General features: G+C 72.6%; 16 protein-coding genes. 9 read left to right on the top strand and 7 right to left on the bottom strand.

The genetic code is table 11. The annotated features are described in order from the left end of the window. Nucleotides 1–4 precede the first annotated feature (4 nt). Nucleotides 5–2,002 (bottom strand): ABC transporter substrate-binding protein, encoded by a 1,998-nt coding sequence (locus ABZX61_RS17035; RefSeq protein ID WP_355195419.1) that lies wholly within the window; start codon nt 2,000–2,002, stop codon nt 5–7. A 272-nt stretch (nt 2,003–2,274) separates the two neighbouring features. Between ABZX61_RS17035 and ABZX61_RS17030 the strand changes: the two genes are divergently transcribed. From ABZX61_RS17030 to ABZX61_RS17020, 3 genes are read left to right on the top strand one after another with little or no spacing between them, the layout of a single operon-like run. Continuing rightward, nucleotides 2,275–4,173 (top strand): DUF2264 domain-containing protein, encoded by a 1,899-nt coding sequence (locus ABZX61_RS17030; RefSeq protein WP_355195417.1) that lies wholly within the window; start codon nt 2,275–2,277, stop codon nt 4,171–4,173. After that, nucleotides 4,157–5,206: a LacI family DNA-binding transcriptional regulator gene (locus ABZX61_RS17025; RefSeq protein WP_355195416.1), complete on the top strand. Its 1,050-nt coding sequence runs from the start codon at nt 4,157–4,159 to the stop codon at nt 5,204–5,206. Before ABZX61_RS17030 ends, ABZX61_RS17025 begins: the two co-directional genes overlap by 17 nt. Continuing rightward, entirely contained in the window at nt 5,203–6,198 is a 996-nt protein-coding gene (locus tag ABZX61_RS17020) for a hydroxyacid dehydrogenase (protein WP_355195414.1), read from the top strand. The genes ABZX61_RS17025 and ABZX61_RS17020 overlap by 4 nt, the downstream gene beginning before the upstream one ends. Before the next feature lie 11 nt (nt 6,199–6,209). Here the strand turns inward: ABZX61_RS17020 and ABZX61_RS17015 are convergent, their stop codons facing one another. Both ABZX61_RS17015 and ABZX61_RS17010 read right to left on the bottom strand, forming a co-directional pair. Then, complete coding sequence (locus tag ABZX61_RS17015) at nt 6,210–7,226, bottom strand: class I mannose-6-phosphate isomerase (protein WP_355195412.1); 1,017 nt, start codon at nt 7,224–7,226, stop codon at nt 6,210–6,212. A 10-nt stretch (nt 7,227–7,236) separates the two neighbouring features. After that, nucleotides 7,237–8,211: a DMT family transporter gene (locus ABZX61_RS17010; protein WP_355195410.1), complete on the bottom strand. Its 975-nt coding sequence runs from the start codon at nt 8,209–8,211 to the stop codon at nt 7,237–7,239. Nucleotides 8,212–8,346: 135 nt separating this feature from the next. Here ABZX61_RS17010 and ABZX61_RS17005 point away from each other — a divergent pair, with 135 nt between their 5' ends. The 3 genes from ABZX61_RS17005 to ABZX61_RS16995 all read left to right on the top strand — a co-directional run bounded on the left by ABZX61_RS17005 (nt 8,347) and on the right by ABZX61_RS16995 (nt 11,272). Beyond that, complete coding sequence (locus tag ABZX61_RS17005) at nt 8,347–9,195, top strand: AraC family transcriptional regulator (protein WP_350738115.1); 849 nt, start codon at nt 8,347–8,349, stop codon at nt 9,193–9,195. A gap of 92 nt (nt 9,196–9,287) precedes the next feature. Further along, on the top strand, nt 9,288–9,752 hold the full coding sequence (locus ABZX61_RS17000; RefSeq protein WP_355195408.1) for a hypothetical protein: 465 nt from the start codon (nt 9,288–9,290) through the stop codon (nt 9,750–9,752). A gap of 11 nt (nt 9,753–9,763) precedes the next feature. After that, nucleotides 9,764–11,272, top strand: a complete 1,509-nt coding sequence (locus ABZX61_RS16995; RefSeq protein ID WP_355195407.1) for a multicopper oxidase family protein — start codon at nt 9,764–9,766, stop codon at nt 11,270–11,272. A 107-nt stretch (nt 11,273–11,379) separates the two neighbouring features. Here the strand turns inward: ABZX61_RS16995 and ABZX61_RS16990 are convergent, their stop codons facing one another. Continuing rightward, nucleotides 11,380–12,078: an SDR family NAD(P)-dependent oxidoreductase gene (locus ABZX61_RS16990; protein ID WP_355195405.1), complete on the bottom strand. Its 699-nt coding sequence runs from the start codon at nt 12,076–12,078 to the stop codon at nt 11,380–11,382. A 114-nt stretch (nt 12,079–12,192) separates the two neighbouring features. On the opposite strand from ABZX61_RS16990, the gene ABZX61_RS16985 reads away from it, so the two are divergent. Both ABZX61_RS16985 and ABZX61_RS16980 read left to right on the top strand, forming a co-directional pair. Then, nucleotides 12,193–13,095, top strand: coding sequence for a helix-turn-helix transcriptional regulator (locus ABZX61_RS16985; RefSeq protein ID WP_355195403.1), 903 nt, complete (start codon nt 12,193–12,195; stop codon nt 13,093–13,095). 90 nt (nt 13,096–13,185) lie between these two features. Then, a complete protein-coding gene (locus ABZX61_RS16980; RefSeq protein ID WP_355195401.1) occupies nt 13,186–14,520 on the top strand; it encodes a hypothetical protein in 1,335 nt (444 codons plus the stop codon). 39 nt (nt 14,521–14,559) lie between these two features. On the opposite strand, the gene ABZX61_RS16975 is transcribed toward ABZX61_RS16980, so the two are convergent. Continuing rightward, nucleotides 14,560–15,378, bottom strand: coding sequence for an MOSC N-terminal beta barrel domain-containing protein (locus ABZX61_RS16975; RefSeq protein ID WP_355195399.1), 819 nt, complete (start codon nt 15,376–15,378; stop codon nt 14,560–14,562). A gap of 18 nt (nt 15,379–15,396) precedes the next feature. Beyond that, nucleotides 15,397–16,671: a hypothetical protein gene (locus ABZX61_RS16970; protein WP_355195397.1), complete on the bottom strand. Its 1,275-nt coding sequence runs from the start codon at nt 16,669–16,671 to the stop codon at nt 15,397–15,399. An 87-nt stretch (nt 16,672–16,758) separates the two neighbouring features. On the opposite strand from ABZX61_RS16970, the gene ABZX61_RS16965 reads away from it, so the two are divergent. After that, a complete protein-coding gene (locus tag ABZX61_RS16965; RefSeq protein WP_355195395.1) occupies nt 16,759–18,372 on the top strand; it encodes an SMI1/KNR4 family protein in 1,614 nt (537 codons plus the stop codon). Here the strand turns inward: ABZX61_RS16965 and ABZX61_RS16960 are convergent. Next, nucleotides 18,358–19,257: a hypothetical protein gene (locus ABZX61_RS16960; RefSeq protein WP_355195393.1), complete on the bottom strand. Its 900-nt coding sequence runs from the start codon at nt 19,255–19,257 to the stop codon at nt 18,358–18,360. The two genes, ABZX61_RS16965 and ABZX61_RS16960, sit on opposite strands and share 15 nt — an antisense overlap. Between the last annotated feature and the right edge of the window lie 24 nt (nt 19,258–19,281).

The raw sequence follows: 19,281 nt of genomic DNA, 5'->3' as shown, positions 1-19,281 counted from the left end.
CTTCTCAGGCCCCGAAGTACCAGGTCGGCACGTTGACGAGCCCGGGCGAGAGGAACTGGAAGGCGTCGGGATAGCCGGCCGGCACGTTCTTCAGCTTGTTGCTGACGATCGCATAGCCGTCGGTGGGCAGGACGATCCCGATGGCGTAGAACTGCTCCTTGGCGATCGCGAGGACCTGCCGGAACAGCTCCTTGCGCTTGGCCTGGTCGGGCTCGGTCCGCATCTGCCAGTAGAGCTCCATCTGGCGCAGCGTCTGCGCGGGCGGCTTCTCCCCGTCCGCGCTCTTGCCAAGGGTCTGGAAGTACATGCCCCAGCGGGTGGCGTAGTTGGACTCCTCCCCGTTGGGGAACCACCAGCGCGGCTCGTCGATCTCGATGCGCAGGCCGCCGTCCCCGGCCCAGACGTTCGCGTCGTGGTCGTTGGCCTTGGCCGCCTTGCGGTCGTAGAACAGGGTGCGCTCGATCGGGTTGACCTTCATCTCGACGCCGACTGCCGCCCAGTTCTGGCGGACCAGCTCGGCGGCGTTGGCCCACTCGGGGAACAGCGTGATCAGGTCGAGCGAGAAGCGCAGCCGGTCGCCGCCCGGCAGCAGGCGGAAGCCCTCGCCGTCCTTCTTGCTCAGCCCCACCTTGTCGAGGTGCTGGTTGGCCAGGTTCACGTCGTACTGCGTGTACTGCTTGGCCATCTGCTCGTCGAAGAACTCCGAGTTGCGGTGCGGCGCCGCCTGCCAGGGCTCGCCCTGGCGCTGGTAGGCGGTGTTGATGATGTTCTGCCGGTCGATGGCGTGGGACAGGCCGACGCGGAAGTCCTTGTTCCTGAAGACCTCGCGCAGCTCCTTGTTCTTGTGGCACAGGTTCAGGGAGATGATCATCCGGTTCATCGTGGTCGGCTCGACCTTGATGAAGTGGTAGCCGCCCTTCTGGCGTCCCTCGGCCAGCACCGGCTTGTTCACGTCGGAGTTGATGTGCCGGGCGTGGAAGTCGAGCTTGCCGTCCACGCCCTGGAGCAGCATCACCTCGGCCTCCTGGATGATCGCGAACTCCAGCTTGTCGATGTAGGGCAGCTGCGCGCCGCCGGAGTCGACCTTCCAGTAGTACGGGTTACGCTCGGCCACCGCCCGATCGCCGGTGTTGAGCGGGTCGGTCACCACCCACGCGTGCAGGGTCGGGCGTTCGGGGTTGTTCCACCACTTGATCCGGTCCTCCCAGTAGGCCGCGAACTCGCCGAACCCCTTCTTCTCCATGTCCTTGTCGACGTCCTTGTTGTACGTCGGGTGGAAGTCCTTCAGGTAGTGCTTGGGGTAGAAACCGAAGTTGGCCCCCGTCCAGGTGGCGGTGCGGCAGCCGTCGACGAAGTCGCCCTTGGGCTTGGCGAAGGTGAGCTTCACCGTGTGGTCGTCGACCTTCTCCACCTTGGCGCGCTCGCCATTCACGTGCAGCAGCGGCGGCACCCCCGTGGCGGTGACCTGCTCGTTGAAGTAGACGTCCTCGATCGCGAACATCACGTCGTCCGCGGTGAACGGCTCGCCGTCCGACCAGCGCATGCCCTTGCGCATGTGCAGGGTGTACTCGGTGCCGTCGGCGTTGCCGGCGACCTCCTTGAACGTGCCGGGCAGCGTCGTCTTGCCGGCCGGGTCCATGCGCAGCATCGGCTCGTAGCCGATCAGGCGCTCCAGCCACGGGTCGTCGCCCTCGCCGAGGCAGGCGCCGTGGTACGTGCCGCCGTAGCCGCCCAGGCCCTGGGGCCCGTCCACGACCAGGCGGTCGGCCATCTCGGGCAGCCGTTCGGCGAGCGGGGGCAGCTTGCCCGCCTTGATCTGGTCGGCGAGCATCGGGGCCTCCAGCGGGCGATCGGCCGGAGGTGCGCTCTTCGACGGCTGCGATCCGCCCTGTGATCCGGTGGCGGTGCACGCCGACAGCGACGTGGTGACGAGGAGGGCGCCGCCGCCGAGCCTGATCAGGTCGCGACGGCTGAGGCTGGAGGGATCGGGTCGATAGGCCATGTCGAGACTCCAAGAACGGCTGGGGGCGGATGGCTTGGTAACCGGTTACTCGACAAGTTGCGCTGAACGTTAAAAGCCGTTGACACGGTCGTCAAGACCCGTCCGCGCGGCGAAGATTCCCGAAATGCCGGACTTAGCAGCGGGTTCACCGTGCGGCTAGGCGGAGTTGTTAGCATCTCGTTACCTTCGGACAGAACCGCCCTTGACGGCGCTTGTGGCGCGTGCGTATGTTCGGCCCGAGCCGACGAGTAACCGGTTACCTGGAGGTAGTCGTGCGCGCTGACCGCCCTCGCGAGCACTGGGTGAAGACGGCGGACGGGCTGCTCGACGCCGTGCTGCCGTACGCCTCCCCCGGCTTCGCGCAGTACCGGCTGCCGGGCCGGACGAGCTGGTCGGGGCCCGGCTCCGACGGGCTCGAAGGGTTCGCGCGCACCTTCCTGCTCGCCGCGTTCCGCCTCGCGGGCGACCCGGCCGGCGCGCCCGCGGGCCTGCTGGAGCGCTACGCCGACGGGCTCGCGCACGGCACCGACCCCGGCCACGAGTACGCCTGGCCGGCCATCACCGATCTGAACCAGACGATCGTGGAGGCCGCCTCGATCGCGATCGCGCTGCACGAGACCCGGCCGCTGCTGTTCGACCGGCTCGACCCCGGCGTCCAGGAGCGGGTGGTGTCCTGGCTGGGCGGGATCGTGGGCAAGCGCGCCTGGCCGTGCAACTGGGTGCTGTTCAAGGTGATCGTCGAGCAGTTCCTGGCCGGGGTCGGCGGGCCGTACGACCAGGGCGAGATCGACGGACACCTCGCCGACGTGGAGCGCTGGTACGTCGGCGACGGCTGGTACACCGACGGCGCCGGGCAGAACTACGACTACTACTGCGGCTGGGCGATCCACCTCTACACGCTGTGGTGGGCCAGGATGTCGGGCGCCGACGCCACGGTCCACAAGGAGCGGCTGCGCACGTTCCTGGACGGCTACCGGCACTTCTTCGCCCCCGACGGCGCGCCGATGCACCAGGGCCGGTCGCTCACGTACCGGATGGCGAGCCTGGCCCCGCTCTGGCTCGGCGCGATCTTCGACGCCTCCCCCGTCGGGCCGGGGACCACGCGCCTGATGGCGGGCCGCACGCTCGACCACTTCGCCGCCCACGGCGTGCCCGACGAGCGCGGCCTGCTCACCCTGGGGTGGCACCGGCCGCACCTGCCGACGACGCAGGGATATTCGGGTCCCGCGTCGCCGTACTGGGCGAGCAAGGGATTCCTGGGACTGCTGCTCGGCCCGGACCACCCCGTCTGGACGGCCCCGGCCACCGCGCCCGGCGAGGGCGACCTCGCCCTGGCCCTGCCCGCGCCCGGCTGGCTCCTGCACCGCACCGACGGCGTCACCCACCTGGTCAACCACGGCAGCGACGGCAACGACCCCGACAGCGCCAAGGACGACCCGCACTACGCCAAACTCGGCTACTCCACGCACACCGCGCCCGAGACCGGCCCCGGCGGCCGGGCCGAGAACGTCGACAACCATCTCGCCGTGCTGCTCCCCGACGGGCGCGCCACCCGCCGCCGCCGCATCGAGCGCATCGGCATCGCCCACGGCTTCGCCGCCTCCCGCTACGCCGACGGCGAGGTCGTCGTGGAGACCGCCTCCGTGCTCGACGGCCCGTGGGAGGTGCGCGTGCACCGCGTCACCGCCCCGGCGGGCAGCGTGGTCCGCGACGGCGGTCACGCCCTCGCCTCCGGCGAGCCGTGCGCGGTCACCCTGGCCGGGCTCACCGCGTCAGTGGCGACCGGCCCAGGGAGCGGCCCAGGGAGCGGCCCAGGGAGCGGCCCAGGGAGCGGCCCTGTGAGCGGGCCCGTGAGCGGCCTGGTGAGCGAGATCGCCGGGCTGCACGGCTGGCGCACCGCCCAGGCGGCGCTGCGCCAGGACGAGAACGCGATCGGCCCGCACTCCGCCACGCCGTACCTGGTCGGCGCCCACCCGGGCGGCGCCGCGGTCTACGTCTCGGCGGTGCGGCTGGGCCGCGGCTCCCCCGCGCAGGCGCCGGATATCCGGGTGAAGGGCGACGAGGTCTCGTGGAATGATGCCGCTGGATCAAGGGTCACGGTCGCGCTCGGCCGCGAGCCCGGCTACACCCGCAACGGACCCGTGGGGGAGCGCGTTGTCTGGACCGGCTAAACGCGTCACCATCCGCGACGTCGCCAAGCAGGCCGGGGTCTCGGTGGCGACCGTCTCGCGCACCCTGGCGGGCGACTACCCGGTGCAGCCGAGCACCAGGCACAAGGTGCTGCGCGCGGTGCGCGAGCTGGACTACGTGCCGAACGCCCAGGCCAGGGCCCTGTCCGTGGCCTCGCCCGGAGCCGTGGCGATCGTCGTCAACTCGGTGTCCGTGCCCTACTACGCCTACATCGCCCAGGGCGTGGAGGAGCAGGCCGCCGCCGAGGGCCGCCTGTCGCTCATCTGCACCACCGGCGGCGACATGGAGCGCGAGCTCAGCATCGTCCGGATGATGCGCGAGCAGCGCGCCGAGGCGGTGATCCTGGTGGGCAGCGTGATCCTGGACGACGATTACCGCGAACGCATGACGCACTACGCCCACGGGCTGGCCTCCTCGGGCTCGCGCCTGGTGCTGTGCGGCCGGCCGCCGCTCGGCGAGGGGGTCCCGGCGCTCACCGTCGGGTTCGACAACACGGGCGGAGCCCACGCGGTCACCGCCCACCTGCTGTCGGCCGGGCACCGGCGCATCCTCTACCTGGGGCTGCGCCCCGGCCACACCACGTCCGACAGCCGCGTGGCGGGTTACCGGGCGGCCCTCTCCGACCACCGGCTCGGCCACGACCCGGCGCTCGAGGTGCCCTGCGACTTCGACCGGGCCAGCGGGTACGCGGCCATGAAGCGGCGGCTCGCCGCCGGGCACGACGACTTCACCGCGGTCTTCGCCGCCACCGACGTGATCGCCGCCGGGGCCGTACAGGCGATCCACGAGCACGGCCTGCGCGTCCCCGAGGACGTCTCCATCGTCGGCTACGACGACGTGCCCCCGGCCGAGGACATCGGGCTGACGACCGTCCACCTGCCGCACGCCGAGCTGGGCCGGGCGGCCGTACGCCTCGCGCTGTCCGGCAAGGACCCGCTGGCCGAGCCGCCGATCACGCTCGGCACGCACATCGTGGTCAGGAGCTCGGTGGGGCGCCTGCGGAGCGTGCGGTGAGAGCCGCCTTCGCGATGCACGGCGCGTTGTTCGGCGAGCTGTTCCCCAATGACGTGCGCGAACGGCTGGCCGGGCTGGTCGACGCCCCCGACGCCGTGCTCCCCCACCTCGGGGGGACGCTCGCCGACGTGGAGGTGCTGATCACCGGCTGGGGGTGCCCCCGCATCGACGCGGCCGTGCTGGAGCGGGCGCCCAGGCTGCGGGCCATCGCGCACGCCGCCGGCAGCGTCAAGGAGCACGTCACCGCCGAGGTGTTCCGGCGGGGCATCGTGGTGTCGTCGGCCGCCGCGGCGAACGCGGTGCCGGTCGCCGACTACACGATCTCGATGCTGGTCCTGGCCGCCAAGTCGGTGCCGCGCCGGGTCCACGCCTACGCCACGGGCGGCTGGCCGGACGGCCCCCGCCCCGGCGGCGTGCCGGCTCCCGGCGAGCGCGCGGGGCTCGGCGCCTTCACCGTGGGCGTCATCGGCGCCTCACGCGTCGGCCGGCTGGTGATCGAGCGGCTCAGACCGTACGGGGTGACGCCGCTGCTCAACGACCCCTACCTGGACACTGACCGGGCACGCGAGCTCGGCTGCGAGCCGGTCGGGCTCGACGACCTGTGCCGCCGCGCCGACCTGGTGACGGTGCACGCGCCCGCCCTGCCCGAGACGTACCGGCTGCTGGACAAGCGCCGCCTCGGCCTGCTGCCGGACGGCGCCACGCTGATCAACACCGCCCGCGGCACGCTCGTCGACACCGAAGCGCTCACCGGCGAGTGCGTGTCCGGCAGGCTCAACGCGATCCTCGACGTCACCGACCCCGAGCCCCTGCCGGCGGGCCATCCCCTGCTGTCCGCGCCCGGGGTCTGGGTGACCCCGCACGTCAGCGGCGCCCGGGGCAGGGAACTGCGCGCGCTGGGAGAGTACGCGGTGGGCGAGGTCGAACGGTTCGTCACGGGACGGCCGCTGCACGGGCAGGTCCGCCTCGCCGACCTGCCGCGGATCGCCTGACTCCCGTCGGTTCACACTGGTTTGCAGCGCACCGCCGTGACGTCGCCGCGCAGCGCGCACTTCCCGGCCGCGTACGGGACGAGCAGCGTGTCCCCGGCGACGACCTGGAGCGGCGCGCCGTGCTCGCACTCGACGGAGCCGGCACCGGCCGTGATCACGACGACCGAGTACGCCGGCTCCAGCACGCTGACCGGATCGGGCCGCAGCCGCTCGGCCGCGAAGAACTCGTCGGCGAGCTCGGTGAAGAGCCGCTGGACCCCGGGCCTGGCGTCGGCCGACGGGCGGCGGGCGCGGCTCAGCTCGGCGAGCCCTTCCTCACCCCAGCCGCTCCTGTCGACGCAGGCGAGCGCCTGATCGTAGCCGAGCCCCAGGTGCCCGGCGGCCGGGCCGTCAATGTCGAAGCCCGCCCACTCCAGCAGCACGGAGAAGTCGGTCGGCTCCTGCACCTCGACCATGAGAACCCCGGCCCCGATGGCGTGCGGCAGGCCCGCGGGGCAGAGGATGGCGTCGCCGGCCCGCACCGGCACCCGGTTGGTGGCGTCGAGCATCCGGTCGATCCGCTGGTCCGCGACCCAGCCGGCCAGCTCGCCCGGCTCGACGTCCCGGGCGAAGCCGAGGTGCACCGCAGCCCCCGGCTCGGCCGAGACGATCACCCACGCCTCGGTCTTCCCGTACGGCGAGGCCAGGTGGGCGGCGGCGAAACGGCGGTCGGGGTGCACGTGCAGCGGCAGGCGCTCGCCCGCGTCGAGCAGCTTCACCAGGATCGCCGGGTCGGCGCCGTGCTCGGCGACGTGCCGCTCCCCCAGCCACCACGCGGGATCGGCGGCGATCGCCTCGGCCAGCGACCGGCCGTCGGGCAGCGTGGTCAGCCCCGCGGGAGCCGCGCCGTGCCGGCTCGTGGTCGAGGCGATCCAGTCCTCCGGGAAGTACGGGTCATCGGCGGGACGGACGCCGCGGAACCTGCCGATGCGCCCCTCACCCCGGTAGAACGAGCGGGGTGTGTTGGCGGGCAGCCGGTGAATGGTCATAGACCCTGCATCATGCCAGGTGACCTGGTCGAGCTTCGGGGGCGGGTTCCTGAACAACGGCGCGCCGCCGTGCCGGGAGCCTGCCCTGGGTGACGGCGAGGACGGCGCCGACGAGCAGCACGGCCGCGCCCAGCGCCTGCACGGTGCCGAACGACTCTTCCAGGAACAGGGCAGAGCACGCGGTCCCGACGACGGGCACGACGAACATCATGATCGACGCCGACGCCGGCCCCACGTCGCGGATGCCCCGGTAGTACAGCAGGTTCGCCACCGCGGTCGGGCCGAGCGCCACGAAGGCCACGTTCAGCCAGACGTAGGCGGGCACGTCGTGCCAGGCGACCTCGACGGCCGACGGCGCGCTGTAGATCGCCAGGAGCACCACCCCGCTCACCGTCGCGTACGTCGTCGCCTTGAGCGGGTCGATGCCGGCGAGCACGCGGCGGCCCATCAGCGTGAACGCCGCCCAGCAGCAGGCGCTCAGCAGGAAGAGCAGGTCCCCGGCGAGCCGGCCCTGGCCCGCGCCCGCCTCCCCGCCCGAGCCCACGAAGAAGACCACGGCGCCGGCCGCGCCGATCGCCAGCCCCGCCACCCGCGCCGCCGACGCCCGCTCCTGGCCCATGACCAGCAGGAAGGACGTGGTCAGCACCGGACTCATGACCGGGACGATGGTGCTCCCGTCGATCGCCGGAGCCAGCGACAGCCCCCAGAAGAACAGCACGTTGTAGACGAAGACGCCCAGCACGCCCGCGCCGGCCGCCCGCGCCCAGTCGCGCACCGGGGGCCGCCGCCGGCCACCGGGCTGCCGGGAGAGCCGCAGGGCGACCAGCAGCGCCAGGGCTCCGCCGCCGAAGCGCAGGGTCGCGACCACGGAGTGGGGCAGGTGGTCGACGATCACCTTGGAGGCGCCGAAGCCACTCCCCCACAGCAGCATCGTCGTGACCAGCAGAAGGTACGGTTTGGTGCCGCTCGTTACAGTGCTTGCCATGGGTTCACCTCCGCGCCACGCCGGTCCGCGCCGGGGGACAGAGGAGACGGGCGCGGCGGCAGCGATCCAGCCTGCGCCCGGGGCGCCAAGCCGGTCTTGTACGCTCGTGCGCGGCGACGACCGGATGGTGATGCGATGACCGGCGAGCGCCGCGGGCCCCGGGAGTGGACCAGCTACTGGCGCGCGGACGGGATGCCGCTGGAGGCCATGTACGCGAGCTTCCTGCGCCACCGCTACCACCGGCACAGCCACGAGACCTACTCCTTCGGGGTCACCGAGCACGGCGCGCAGACCTTCACCTGCCGTGGCGCCGGGCACACGAGCGCGGCCGGGATGGTGATGGCGTTCAACCCCGACGAGGTGCACGACGGGCACGCGGCCCACGAGCTGGGCTTCACGTACCGGATCGTGCACATCGGCGAGGACCTGATCACCGACGTGCTCCGGGACCTGACCGGGCGCCCCGCCGGGCGGCCCCTGTTCGCCGCGCCGGTCCTCGGCTCGCCCGTGCTCGCGGAGCGGCTGCGCCGGCTGCACACCGCGCTGCAGCACGGCGCCGGGCCGCTCGAACGCGACGAGCTGCTCTCCTCCACCGTCGCCGCCCTCGTGCACCTGGCCGCGCGCACGCCGCCCGGACCGCCCGCCGCCCTCAGCGCCCCCGCCGTCACGCGGCTGGCCGCCAAGGCGCGCGAGCTGATCCACGACCGCCACGCCGAGCCGATCAGCGCCGACGACCTCGCGGCCTGGACCGGCTCCAGCCGGTACGCCGTCTACCGGGCCTTCCGCACGGCCTACGGGCTCGCGCCCAGCGACTACCAGCGCCAGCTGCGGCTGCGCGCCGCCCGCCGCCTGCTCGCCCAGGGCCATCCGGCGGCTCGGGTGGCCGTCGAGGCCGGGTTCACCGACCAGGCCCACCTCACCCGCTGGTTCACCCGCTCGTACGGCGTCACGCCCACCCAGTATCGACTGGCACGACCGGTCTGACCTCTTCTCAGTCCGTCCCAAGTCTGCCACCATTCCGCCCCAAGTCACCCTCCCTAACGTGACTCGCGACAACACCGGACAGGGAGGATGCGATGAAAAACGTCTACAAGGTCTTGGCCTACCTGGTGGCGATCGAGGTCGCCGTGCAGGCGTCGATGGTGGTCTGGGCGGACGCCGGGCTCGGCCTGTGGGTCGAAGGGGGCGGCGTGGTCGACAAGACGCTCATGGAGAGCGGCGAGACGCCGTTCGCCGAGGCCCTCGGGCTCATGATCCACGGCATGAACGGGATCTTCGTCATCCCGGTCCTCGCGCTGCTCCTGCTGATCTCCTCGTTCTGGGCGAAGCTCCCCGGGGCCGTGAAGGCGGCCGGGCTGGTGCTGCTGCTGGTCGTCCTGCAGATCACCTTCGGCCTCGTCGGCCACAGCATCCCGCTGGTCGGCCTCGTGCACGGCCTCAACGCGCTGCTGCTGTTCACCGTGGCGCTCTACGCGGCGCGCCGGGGCGCGGCCGTGACCTCGGCCGCCGTGCCGGGGTCGCAGCACGCGGCCCGCGGCTGACGGCGCGTCCCATGCGTCGCAACCGCCCGGGTCGCGGCCGGGTCCGCACCGCCGTCGCGTGCGCCGCGACGGCGGCCGTGCTCGGGCCGCTGATCTGGCTCTGGCAGGCCAGCCTGCTGCCGTCCGCGTACTCCGTCATGGACATGGGGTACGCGGACTACGGCGGCGGGCCGCGAGGCGCCCAGAACCACGGGGCGCATGCGATGGGAGGCGCCTCGACCCACCACAGCGGGCGCGACGTGACGGGACTGGTCGCCGACGCGGACCGCCCGGCCGACGTCACGGTGACCGTGGTGGCCCGCAAGCAGCGGTTCCGGCTGGCCTCCGGCCGCGACTTCGACGGCTACACGCTCAACGGGCAGTCGCCGGGCCCGGTCATCAAGGCCGTCCAGGGCCAGCTGGTCCAGGTCCGGCTGGTCAACGAGTCGGTGCCGGGCGGCATCACGCTGCACTGGCACGGCGTCGACGTCCCCAACGCCGCGGACGGCGTCGCGGGCGTCACCCAGGACGCGGTCGGCATCGGCAAGGAGTTCACCTACCGGTTCGTCGCCGACCGCGCGGGCACCTTCTGGTACCACTCGCACCAGATGTCACACGAACAGGTCCGCGGCGGCCTGCTCGGCGCGCTGGTCGTCGCGCCGGCCGAAACCGCCGGCGTGAAAGACGTCGTGGCGCTGGTGCACCTGTACGGCGGCATCCGCACCGTCAACGGGCGCGAGGGCGACGTCCAGGTCAGGGCGGCGCCCGGCGCGCGGACCCGGGTACGGGTGATCAACACCGAGTACGGCGTGATGCCGGCCTGGGTGAGCGGCGCGCCGTACCGGCTCGTGGCCGTGGACGGCACCGAGGTCAGCGGGCCGGCGCCGGTGCGGGACCAGGCGGTCGCGGTGGCCGCCGGCGGACGCGCCGATCTCGAGGTCACCATGCCCGCCGACGGCTCCCCCGTGCGGATCCACCTCGGCGGTCCCGCCGGTGTCGTGCTCGGCTCGACGTCGTACGATGCGCCCCCGGTGCCACGGCCGGCGGCGACGCTCGACCCGCTCACGTACGGCACCCGGGCGCCGCTCGGGTTCGACCCCGCCAAGCCGGACCGGCGCTTCGAGTACGACGTGGGCCGCCGCCCCGGCTTCCTCGACGGGGTCCCCGGAGTGTGGTGGACGATCAACGGCCACCTCTACCCCGACGTGCCCATGTTCCACGTGACCGAGGGCGACGTGGTGCGGATGCGCATCTCCAACAACAGCGGCGAGGCGCACCCCATGCACCTGCACGGCCACCACGCGGTGGTGCTCACGCGCGACGGCGTGGCCGCCACCGGCAGCCCCTGGTGGGTGGACTCCCTCGAGGTCGGGATCGGCCAGACGTACGAGATCGCCTTCGTCGCCGACAACCCCGGCGTCTGGATGGACCACTGCCACAACCTGCCCCACGCCTCCGAAGGGCTCACGGCCCATCTGATGTACGAGGGAGTCACCACCCGGTTCACGGTCGGCGGCTCGGCCGGCAACAAGCCCGAGTGAGCCCTATCGGGCGTTCGCCCGATAAGTGAGCGCCAGGCGCTGGCCGGTGGCGACGGCGTGCGGCGGCGCATTCCACCGGTCCGGGGCGACCCCGGCACGGCCCGGCTTCAGGACCAGGCGATCTCGCCATGGCGGGAGACGAAGCGTCCGGTGCCGGCGCCAAGCCCTTCGGTGGCGAGGGCGACGATCGCGTCCGTGCCCTCGGCAACGGTTTGGGGGCCGCTGTGACCGTTGAGGTCGGTCGCGGTGTAGCCGGGATCGGCGGCGTTGACGCGGATGTCCTTGAGCCCTTTCGCGTATTGCGTGGTCAACATCGTCAGCGCCGCCTTCGAGGAGGTGTACAGCGGCGCGATGACGTGCGACTCGGGCCGGCCGGGGTCGTGGGTGAAGGCGAGGGAGCCCATGCCGCTGCTGACGTTGATGATCGCAGGGGCGTCCGAGCGGCGCAGCAGCGGCAGGAACGCGGTGGTGGTGCGGACGACGCCGATGACGTTGACCTCGAGGACGGCGCGGGCGTCGGCGGCGGTGAGGTCGCCGGGGTCGCCGACGGGGCCGTGGACGCCGGCGTTGTTGATCAGGACGTCGATCCTGCCTTCGTGTTCGGCGACGTTCGCGACCGCGGCGGCCACCGACGCGTCGTCGGTCACGTCGATGGGGACGTGGCGTGCGCCGAGCGCGGCGGCGGCCTCCTCGCCCTGCTCGCGGTCGCGGGCTCCGACGAGCACGGTGTGGCCGTACTCGATCAGGCGGCGGGCGGTCTCGCGGCCGAGGCCCTTGTTGGCTCCGGTGATGAAGGTGATCGTCATGCGTTCGATACTGGTCCCGGCGAAGGAGGCGGACCAGGGACGCTTCGACGGTAGGAACACCCGTACCACCCTCGCGCCCACCCGCACGACCGGGGATGCAGCAGGATGGAGCTCATGCCGACGACACCCGGAACCGGACTGGGCGCGATGATCCGCACGTGGCGGGATCGGCTGCCCCCGTCGGCCGCCGGGCTGCCGGTGTCCCGAGGGCGCCGGGCGGCCGGGCTGCGGCGCGAAGAGCTGGCTGACCTGGCCGGCGTATCGGTCGACTACGTCGTGCGCCTGGAGCAGGGGCGGGCCACGACACCCTCGGCGTCGGTGGTGGCGTCACTGGCGCGGGCTCTCCAGCTGTCCACCGCCGAGCGGGACCACCTGTACCGGCTGGCCCAGCTCGTACCGCCGGTGGGCGGCGCGATCTCCGACCATCTTCCGCCCGGCGTGCGGCGGGTGCTCGCCCGCCTCGGGGATGTGGCGGTCGCCGTGTTCGCGGCGGACTGGCAGCTGGTGTGGTGGAACCGCGGGTGGGCCGCCCTGCTGGGCGACCCCTCCGCCGCGCCGCCGCGGCTGCGCAACTTCGCCCGCGACAGGTTTCCGGTGGACCCCGGCCCCGCGCACCTCGCTCTGTGGCCGGTGACCGAGGCGGACCGCGACGCCACCGACGCCGCCGTGGTCTCCGACCTGCGCCGCGCCACCGGCCGCTTCCCCCAGGACGGCCGCCTGGCCACGCTGATCCGCGAGCTGAACGCGGGCAACAGGAGGTTCGCCGAACTGTGGGCTACCGGAGAGGTGGCCGCGCACCGCGAGGACCACAAGACGATCTACCACCCGTCGGTGGGCCCCGTCACGGTGGACTGCGACATCCTGACCGACGGCGACTCCGAGCTCAAGATCGTCATCATGACCGCCGTGCCCGGCAGCGAGGACGAGACCAAGCTCCGCCTCACCGCCATCGCCGGCCCACCGGCTCCGAACCACGATGCCGACCTACAGGAACACATTAGGAGGAGCCCTCACTAAGTAGCCCCCGATTTCTCTCCTATATCGTTGACCACCTCCCAAGTTGATGTTAGTAATGCAGGAAACCTTCATAACGACCGGAGGCCACCTGTGGTCACGCGATTAGCCGCACTGGTCCTGCTCCTCACCGCCCTGCTGGCCGTCCCCCTGCCCGCCGAGGCGGCCACCGGCTACGCGTTGACGGCCGCGCAACTGGCCCAGGTCAGGCCGCTGGCGTTCACCTCGACCATGTCGGCGCGTGACGCGGTGGTATCCACGCTGCCGGTGACCAAGGTGCGGATGGACACCGTCATCGCCGGCGGCTACACCACCCGCGCGATCTGCCACCCCACCGACCTCCACGTCTCCGTCCCGGTCAGCGGATTCTGCTGGAACGCCACCGACGACACGACCGCGAACTGGTTCCCGCAGGGGATCACGGGCAGCGGCGACGGCATGAACGGCTCGGTGCTCTACCCGCCCTGCGACGGCTGCGCCGGCCGGAAGATCGTCGCGGTGAGCTGGCGCAGCGGCGCCTCCCACGAGTACGGAGCCAACCGGCTCGCCAGGGTCACCTTCGCCGACGTCACCGCCGGAATGTCGGGCGCCCCCTACCGCCACGTCGTCCTGGTCGAACCCGACGGCACCGCCGAGGGCTTCCACGAGATCGCCACCCACGCCGACGGCATCTCGTGGTACGGCAACAAGCTCTTCCTCGTCACCGGCGGCGACCCGGACGTTTCCGGCGGCGACCGGCTGGTCCGCGTCTTCGACCTCACCCACTTCTGGAAGATGAACTCCACCACGTCGGGGAACGTCGGCTGCGTGAGCGGCGTCTGCTCGGCGGCGTACTCCGGCTTCGCCCTGCCGCAGATCGGCTACTACCGGCTCAACTCCCCGGCGGTGTGCGCCAGCCTCGACCTGACCAGGCCCTGCCTGAACGGCGTCTCGCTCGACCGGAGCGGCGCCGACCACCTGACCACCGTCGAGTACAAGAGGGGCGCCTCCGGCGGGAAGATCCTGCGCTGGCCCCTCGACCCGTCCACCGCCCTGCTCAAGACCGGCTCCGACGGGCTCGTCCACCCCACCGAGGGATGGACCAGCCCGGTCTGGGAACTGCAGGGCGGCGTGTTCACCGGCGACAAGGGCGTCCTCGTCGGGCTGTGCCCCGACGGCGCGCCCGCCGTCACCTACATGCCGGGCGGCACGGCGAACATCTCAGGGGATTACCGCAAGTCCTGCCTGCACCGCGTCACGATCTCCGCCGACCGCGGCACGCTCGACGTCCACTACATGACCACCGCTCCGGGCAACGCGCAGAACGTCGCCTACTGGCCGGCCAGCGGAGAGATATGGCTGGTCAACGAGTTCCGCGGCGATTACGACGCCGTCTACGACAGCGACCGCCTCGTACTCGCCCTGAACTGCCCGAACCTCGACTGCTGAGACCGGCACCTCGCCGGCCACGGTGCGCGATCGATCCAGTCAGCGGGCGCTGACCGGATCGCCCACCCGGATCGTGCCCGGTTCGAGGGTGACAAGGCGGATGCCGAACCAGGTCTTGCCGTCCCACTTGTGGTACCGGGCCAGCGTCCGCAGCGGCTCCTTGCCCTTCACCTGGGTCTCCGGATCGATCGTCGTCACCGCGCAACGGTCGCAGATCTCCGAGACCCGGAAGGGGACGTCGCCGATCCGCACCTCGCGCCAGCCTTCCTCCGCGAAGGCCTCCGCGCCCTCGATGATCACGCTGGGACGGAACCGTACCCGTGACAACCGGCCGGGCGGATCCTCGCCGTGCCTGGCGGCCTCCTCGGCCAGCCACCCGTCCAGGGCGAGCGCGGACGACTCCGAGATGAGCAGGAGCGGCGCGTCCCACGCGAAGCTCACCACCTCACCCGGCAACCCGCCGTGCGCCGGGTCGATCGAGCGCCGCGTGGGGTCGTCCAGCCACACCAGCCGGGCCGGGCGTCCCAGCAGCTCGCTGAACCAGGCGTGCGCGGCGTCGTCGGCGAGCACCGCCTTGTCCAGGCCGGTGAAACCGACCCGCGTGGCCGCACCGGTGGCGGGCGGCACGGTCAGGGGTTCCATCCCGCGCGCCGCGAGCCGCAGACCGTCCTCGGCGGTGGGGTGCGCGGCGACGGACGCCAGGCGCGGGAACTCGCCCAGCCACAGGTTGTCGCCGTTCTCGTCGACGACCGCCCACCGCCGGTCCCCGTCCAGGCCCCAGGGGTGAACGACCACCTCGGACCGCGCCCAACCCTGACCCGATTTCAGCGGATAAATCAGGATTTGATCAAGGATCACCGCCCAAGCTTATCCGGTTCAGTAACGGCCGTCAGGAGGCAAATATGTCACCACTCCCGTCTCCTCAGGCGTGGCCTCGCCACCGAAGACCGCGGCCACCCGCGCCCCCAGGGCCCCGGGCAGCATCGGGATCGCGCCGGCGATCTCCGCCGCGCTCACGCCGAACGCGGCGGCATGCCTGATCGCCAGCGCGGCCGCCCGTCCCTGGACCTCGTAGGACGCGTGGGCGAACGCCGTCGTCAGCGCGGGCGCCAGGCCGGCGGCCCGCCCCGGCGCCTGCCGTACCTCCGCCTCCAGCCAGCTCAGCCCCGCCCGCGCCAGCTTGGCCTCCGGGCGGAAGGTGAGCGCGCCGATCGCCTCGGCGACCTCCGCCGGGTCGTGCGGCCCGGTGCGGCGCACCTGGGCGAGCGCGAGCTCGGCGACCGTGCCGGGCGCCGAGGGCAGCAGCCGGAGGTAGTCCCGCGCCCGCGCGCCCGCTTCCTGCGGCGACGGGTCGATCAGCATGTGCAGCCGTACGAAGAAGCGCAGGTCGATGGCGTCGCCCCCGCGCAGGAAGCGGCTCACGCAGCCGTCGAGGAGCTCCCCGCGCGACACCTGCCCGGACGCCAGGAGCTCCCGCATCCGGGACAGCCACGGGGAGGGCGCCGGTTCGAGCCGTTCCTCGCGCAGCGCGCGGCCCGCCCCCTCCGCTTCGAAGATCCTCGGCAGCAGCGGCCCGAGCAGCGGGTCGCCCTCCACCACCCGGGCGGACAGCCAGGCGACCACGAGCGGGTCGCGCTCGGCCGGCACGCCGCCGCAGGCCCGCAGCAGCGCCAGCACGAGCGGGACCAGGGTGTCGCCGGGCGTGCGGATGCGCCCGGCGAGCCGTCCCACCACGTCGGCCCGCCACCCGGCGGGACGGGAGAGGATGACGCGGACCAGGTCGGCCGAGTCCTGCGCGGTCACCCACCGCGGGGAGAACTCGCGCCGGCCCAGCCACGTGGCCGCGGCGGCGGGGCCCGCGATCGTGCCCGCGCCCACGATGCGCAGCGACATCCCGAACCCGGCGAGCACGCCCGGCATCGTCCCGTCCCACGAGAGCGACTCGCCCTCGTCGAGGGACTCCCAGCGCTCACCGGCCATCCGGCCGGCGGTCTGGCGCAGCTCCTTGAGGAAGGCGGGCAGGCGCCGCGCCACTTCGGGGCGCTCGGCCTCGTCCAGCGCGATCACGCGGTCGGCCAGGTCCGCGGTCCTGCCCTCGGCGACGAGGTCGCGTAGCTCCTGCCAGGCGGGTGACGGGATCACTTGTGTCATGGGCGGGAGATTAGAGATCATCACCGACAAAGCGACCGGGTGCGGATCCGGCCGTTCACAAGATCGAGTCGGGTGGGGAAAGGCCGCGTGATCGACGACGTACTCCGTTCCATGGCCGAGAAGATCGCGGCCGCGGCGCCCCCGAAGTGGCGCCGGGCCGAACTGCGGGGGTTCGCGACCGCCGGCGGCGGGTCCGGGCACAGCGGCCTGACGTACGAGCCCGGCGCCGGCGGCGGTGACGTCGACCTGCACGCCGAGCTGTGCGCCGTGCACACGCTGGCCGGGCCGGCCGGCGATCATCTGACCGTCGAGCTGGTGGTGGAGGCCAAGGGGCGGTTCGAGGCGGTGGTCAGCGAGTCGCTGGAGCGTGCCCACGGCGGCGGGTTCCTGTACGTGCTCGACCGGCACGCGCTCCCGGCCGAGCCGGCGGCGTTCCAGAAGGGCCCGGTGGAGCCCACGCAGGCGGGAGACCCGCGGGAGGCGGTCGCCCTGCTCGGCGCCTATTTACGGGAGCGGGACCGGATCCTGGGACGGGACACGTACGCGCCGCCGCCCGCCCTGCCGGAGGCGCGCCGGGCCGAGCTCGCGATGGGGCTCCCCGACGACCTCCGCGCCCTGTACGCGCACATCGACGGCGACGGCGGCGAGGGGCTGCTGGACCGGCACCCCTGGTTCGGCCTGGAGAGGCTGGTGAGCCAGAGCCGCCCGGAGAACCGCTGGTGGGCCGCGGGCCGCGCCTGGCGTGACCACCTGCGCACCCCATTGATCACCAGCACCGGCCCGCCGCTGGCGGTGCGCCGGGCGTCGGACCACCCGGGCTGGATCCCGTTCGCCACCAGCACCGGCGGCGACTTCCTGGCCGTGGACCTCGCGCCAGGCCCCGGCGGGCGCTCCGGCCAGGTCATCCGCATGGGCATGCACCACGACGACGGCCCGGTCTACATCGCCGACTCGGTGACCGGCCTGCTGCATCGGCACGTCGCCGCGCTGCGGGCGGGCGCGTACCGGATCGAGCAGGGCGAGCTGTGGATCGACGCCGAGGAGCCGGAGGAGGAGCCCCGCGCGCTGGTCGTCGCCGGCGCCGACGCGGCCTCCATGCGCGGCATGCGCGCGGGGATCGAACGCCTGACGGTGCTCAACGCTCCCTGGGCCGACTTCCGGCCCCTGCGCGGGACGCCGACGCTGTGGCAGATCACCGTGGAGAACGTGCCCGGAGCGGACCTGGGCCCGCTCCGCGACACGCCGGTGGAGCTGCTCGACCTGGCCATGGACGCGATCGACCTGTGGCCGCTGGCGGGCCACGCCACGCTGCGCCTGCTGACGCTGCGTACCGCGAACCCCGTGGACCTGGCGCCGCTCGTGTCGTGCCCGCGCCTGTACGGGCTGGACCTGTCCGAGGCCACCGTCAACGACCTCGGCGTGCTCGCCGACCTCAAGAACCTGCTCTACCTGCGCCTGCGCCGCGCGCAGTGGGAGGAGCTCTGGGAGCGGGCGGGCCACCCGGCGGGGCTGGCGGCGGCCGAGCTGGCCGCCGAGCCGCCCCGGGAGCGGGCCTGGTGGTGGTCGGTCGACAGGTCCTACCACGCCCCGGAGCCGTCGCTGAGGACGGCGGTCAAGTGGGCGGCCGACCTGGCGGGCAGGTCGGCGGACGTGCGGACCTTCGCGGGCCGGTTCGCCCGCGGCGGGTCAGCCTCTCGTTGAGATCAGCTCCAGGGCGCGCTGATACTGCTCGGTCGACGGCTGCCGGGTCCAGGTCATGCCGGGCAGGCTGTCCGACAGCATGCGCGCCATGACCATGGACATGACGTCGGACGGCTGCGCCTGCGGCATCTGCGGGCGCATCGACCGGTATCCGGCGAGCACCCGGCCGTAGTCGTACATCAGCGTGTTCGTGAAGCGGCTGCGTTCGGCGTCGGCGCTCTCCAGCCCCGCCACGAACTCGGGCTCCGGCTCCTCGATCACGGCCTTGTAGACGTCGAGCCGGTTGCGGATCTCGCCGGGGGCGGCGTGGCTGTGGGCGTCGTCGTACATGCGGGCCACGTGCTGCGGCATCTCCACGAGCACGGTGAGCATGCCGTAGCCGCCGTCCTCGTCGCCGTAGCCGCCGACGCCGCCGTCCACGCCCTGGGCGTGCGTGGCGCTCATCATCGCGCTGGTGAAGTCGTACTTGTCCATGCCGTCGACCGGCTGGGCCATCCAGTCGTCGTCGAGGTGCAGCACGCCGCCGGTCTCGCTCTGCGCGGCACGGTCGATCAGGTGGCGTACGGCGCCCGCCGGGTCGACCAGGGCCTGCGGGCCCATCGCGGCGAACTGCTCGGTGAGCAGGAACAGCGAGATCATCATGGACGGGTCGTAGACGCGCAGCGCGCCGGCCTCGCGATGCGGGAAGACCGTGCTCTCCTCGTCGTACGCCTCGAGCCCGGCCATGAAGGCCCGCTCCTGCTCGTCGTCGAGGATGAGCTCCCAGGCCCACTTGCGTTCGACGTGGAACTTGTAGAAGTCCTCGCCTCTGAGCGGATCTCGGAACTTCCACCACAGAGCCACGCCCGCGACCAGGGCGACGATCACACCCAATGCGATCCACATAGGGGTACGTCTCTCTTTCTCTCG

This window comes from Nonomuraea sp. NPDC003709 (assembly GCF_040610775.1).
GTDB classification, from domain to species: domain Bacteria; phylum Actinomycetota; class Actinomycetes; order Streptosporangiales; family Streptosporangiaceae; genus Nonomuraea; species Nonomuraea angiospora_A.
Note: the sequence above shows the minus strand (reverse complement) of the source record. Positions and strands in the feature narration are given on the sequence as shown.

What these genes read in the sequence shown, in the direction of transcription:
- ABZX61_RS17035 (WP_355195419.1), bottom strand. Translation starts at nt 2,002, where the DNA reads ATGGCCTATCGACCCGATCCCTCCAGCCTCAGCCGTCGCGACCTGATC.
- ABZX61_RS17015 (WP_355195412.1), bottom strand. Translation starts at nt 7,226, where the DNA reads ATGACCATTCACCGGCTGCCCGCCAACACACCCCGCTCGTTCTACCGG.
- ABZX61_RS17010 (WP_355195410.1), bottom strand. Translation starts at nt 8,211, where the DNA reads ATGGCAAGCACTGTAACGAGCGGCACCAAACCGTACCTTCTGCTGGTC.
- ABZX61_RS17005 (WP_350738115.1), top strand. Translation starts at nt 8,347, where the DNA reads ATGACCGGCGAGCGCCGCGGGCCCCGGGAGTGGACCAGCTACTGGCGC.
- ABZX61_RS17000 (WP_355195408.1), top strand. Translation starts at nt 9,288, where the DNA reads ATGAAAAACGTCTACAAGGTCTTGGCCTACCTGGTGGCGATCGAGGTC.
- ABZX61_RS16995 (WP_355195407.1), top strand. Translation starts at nt 9,764, where the DNA reads ATGCGTCGCAACCGCCCGGGTCGCGGCCGGGTCCGCACCGCCGTCGCG.
- ABZX61_RS16990 (WP_355195405.1), bottom strand. Translation starts at nt 12,078, where the DNA reads ATGACGATCACCTTCATCACCGGAGCCAACAAGGGCCTCGGCCGCGAG.
- ABZX61_RS16985 (WP_355195403.1), top strand. Translation starts at nt 12,193, where the DNA reads ATGCCGACGACACCCGGAACCGGACTGGGCGCGATGATCCGCACGTGG.
- ABZX61_RS16970 (WP_355195397.1), bottom strand. Translation starts at nt 16,671, where the DNA reads ATGACACAAGTGATCCCGTCACCCGCCTGGCAGGAGCTACGCGACCTC.
- ABZX61_RS16960 (WP_355195393.1), bottom strand. Translation starts at nt 19,257, where the DNA reads ATGTGGATCGCATTGGGTGTGATCGTCGCCCTGGTCGCGGGCGTGGCT.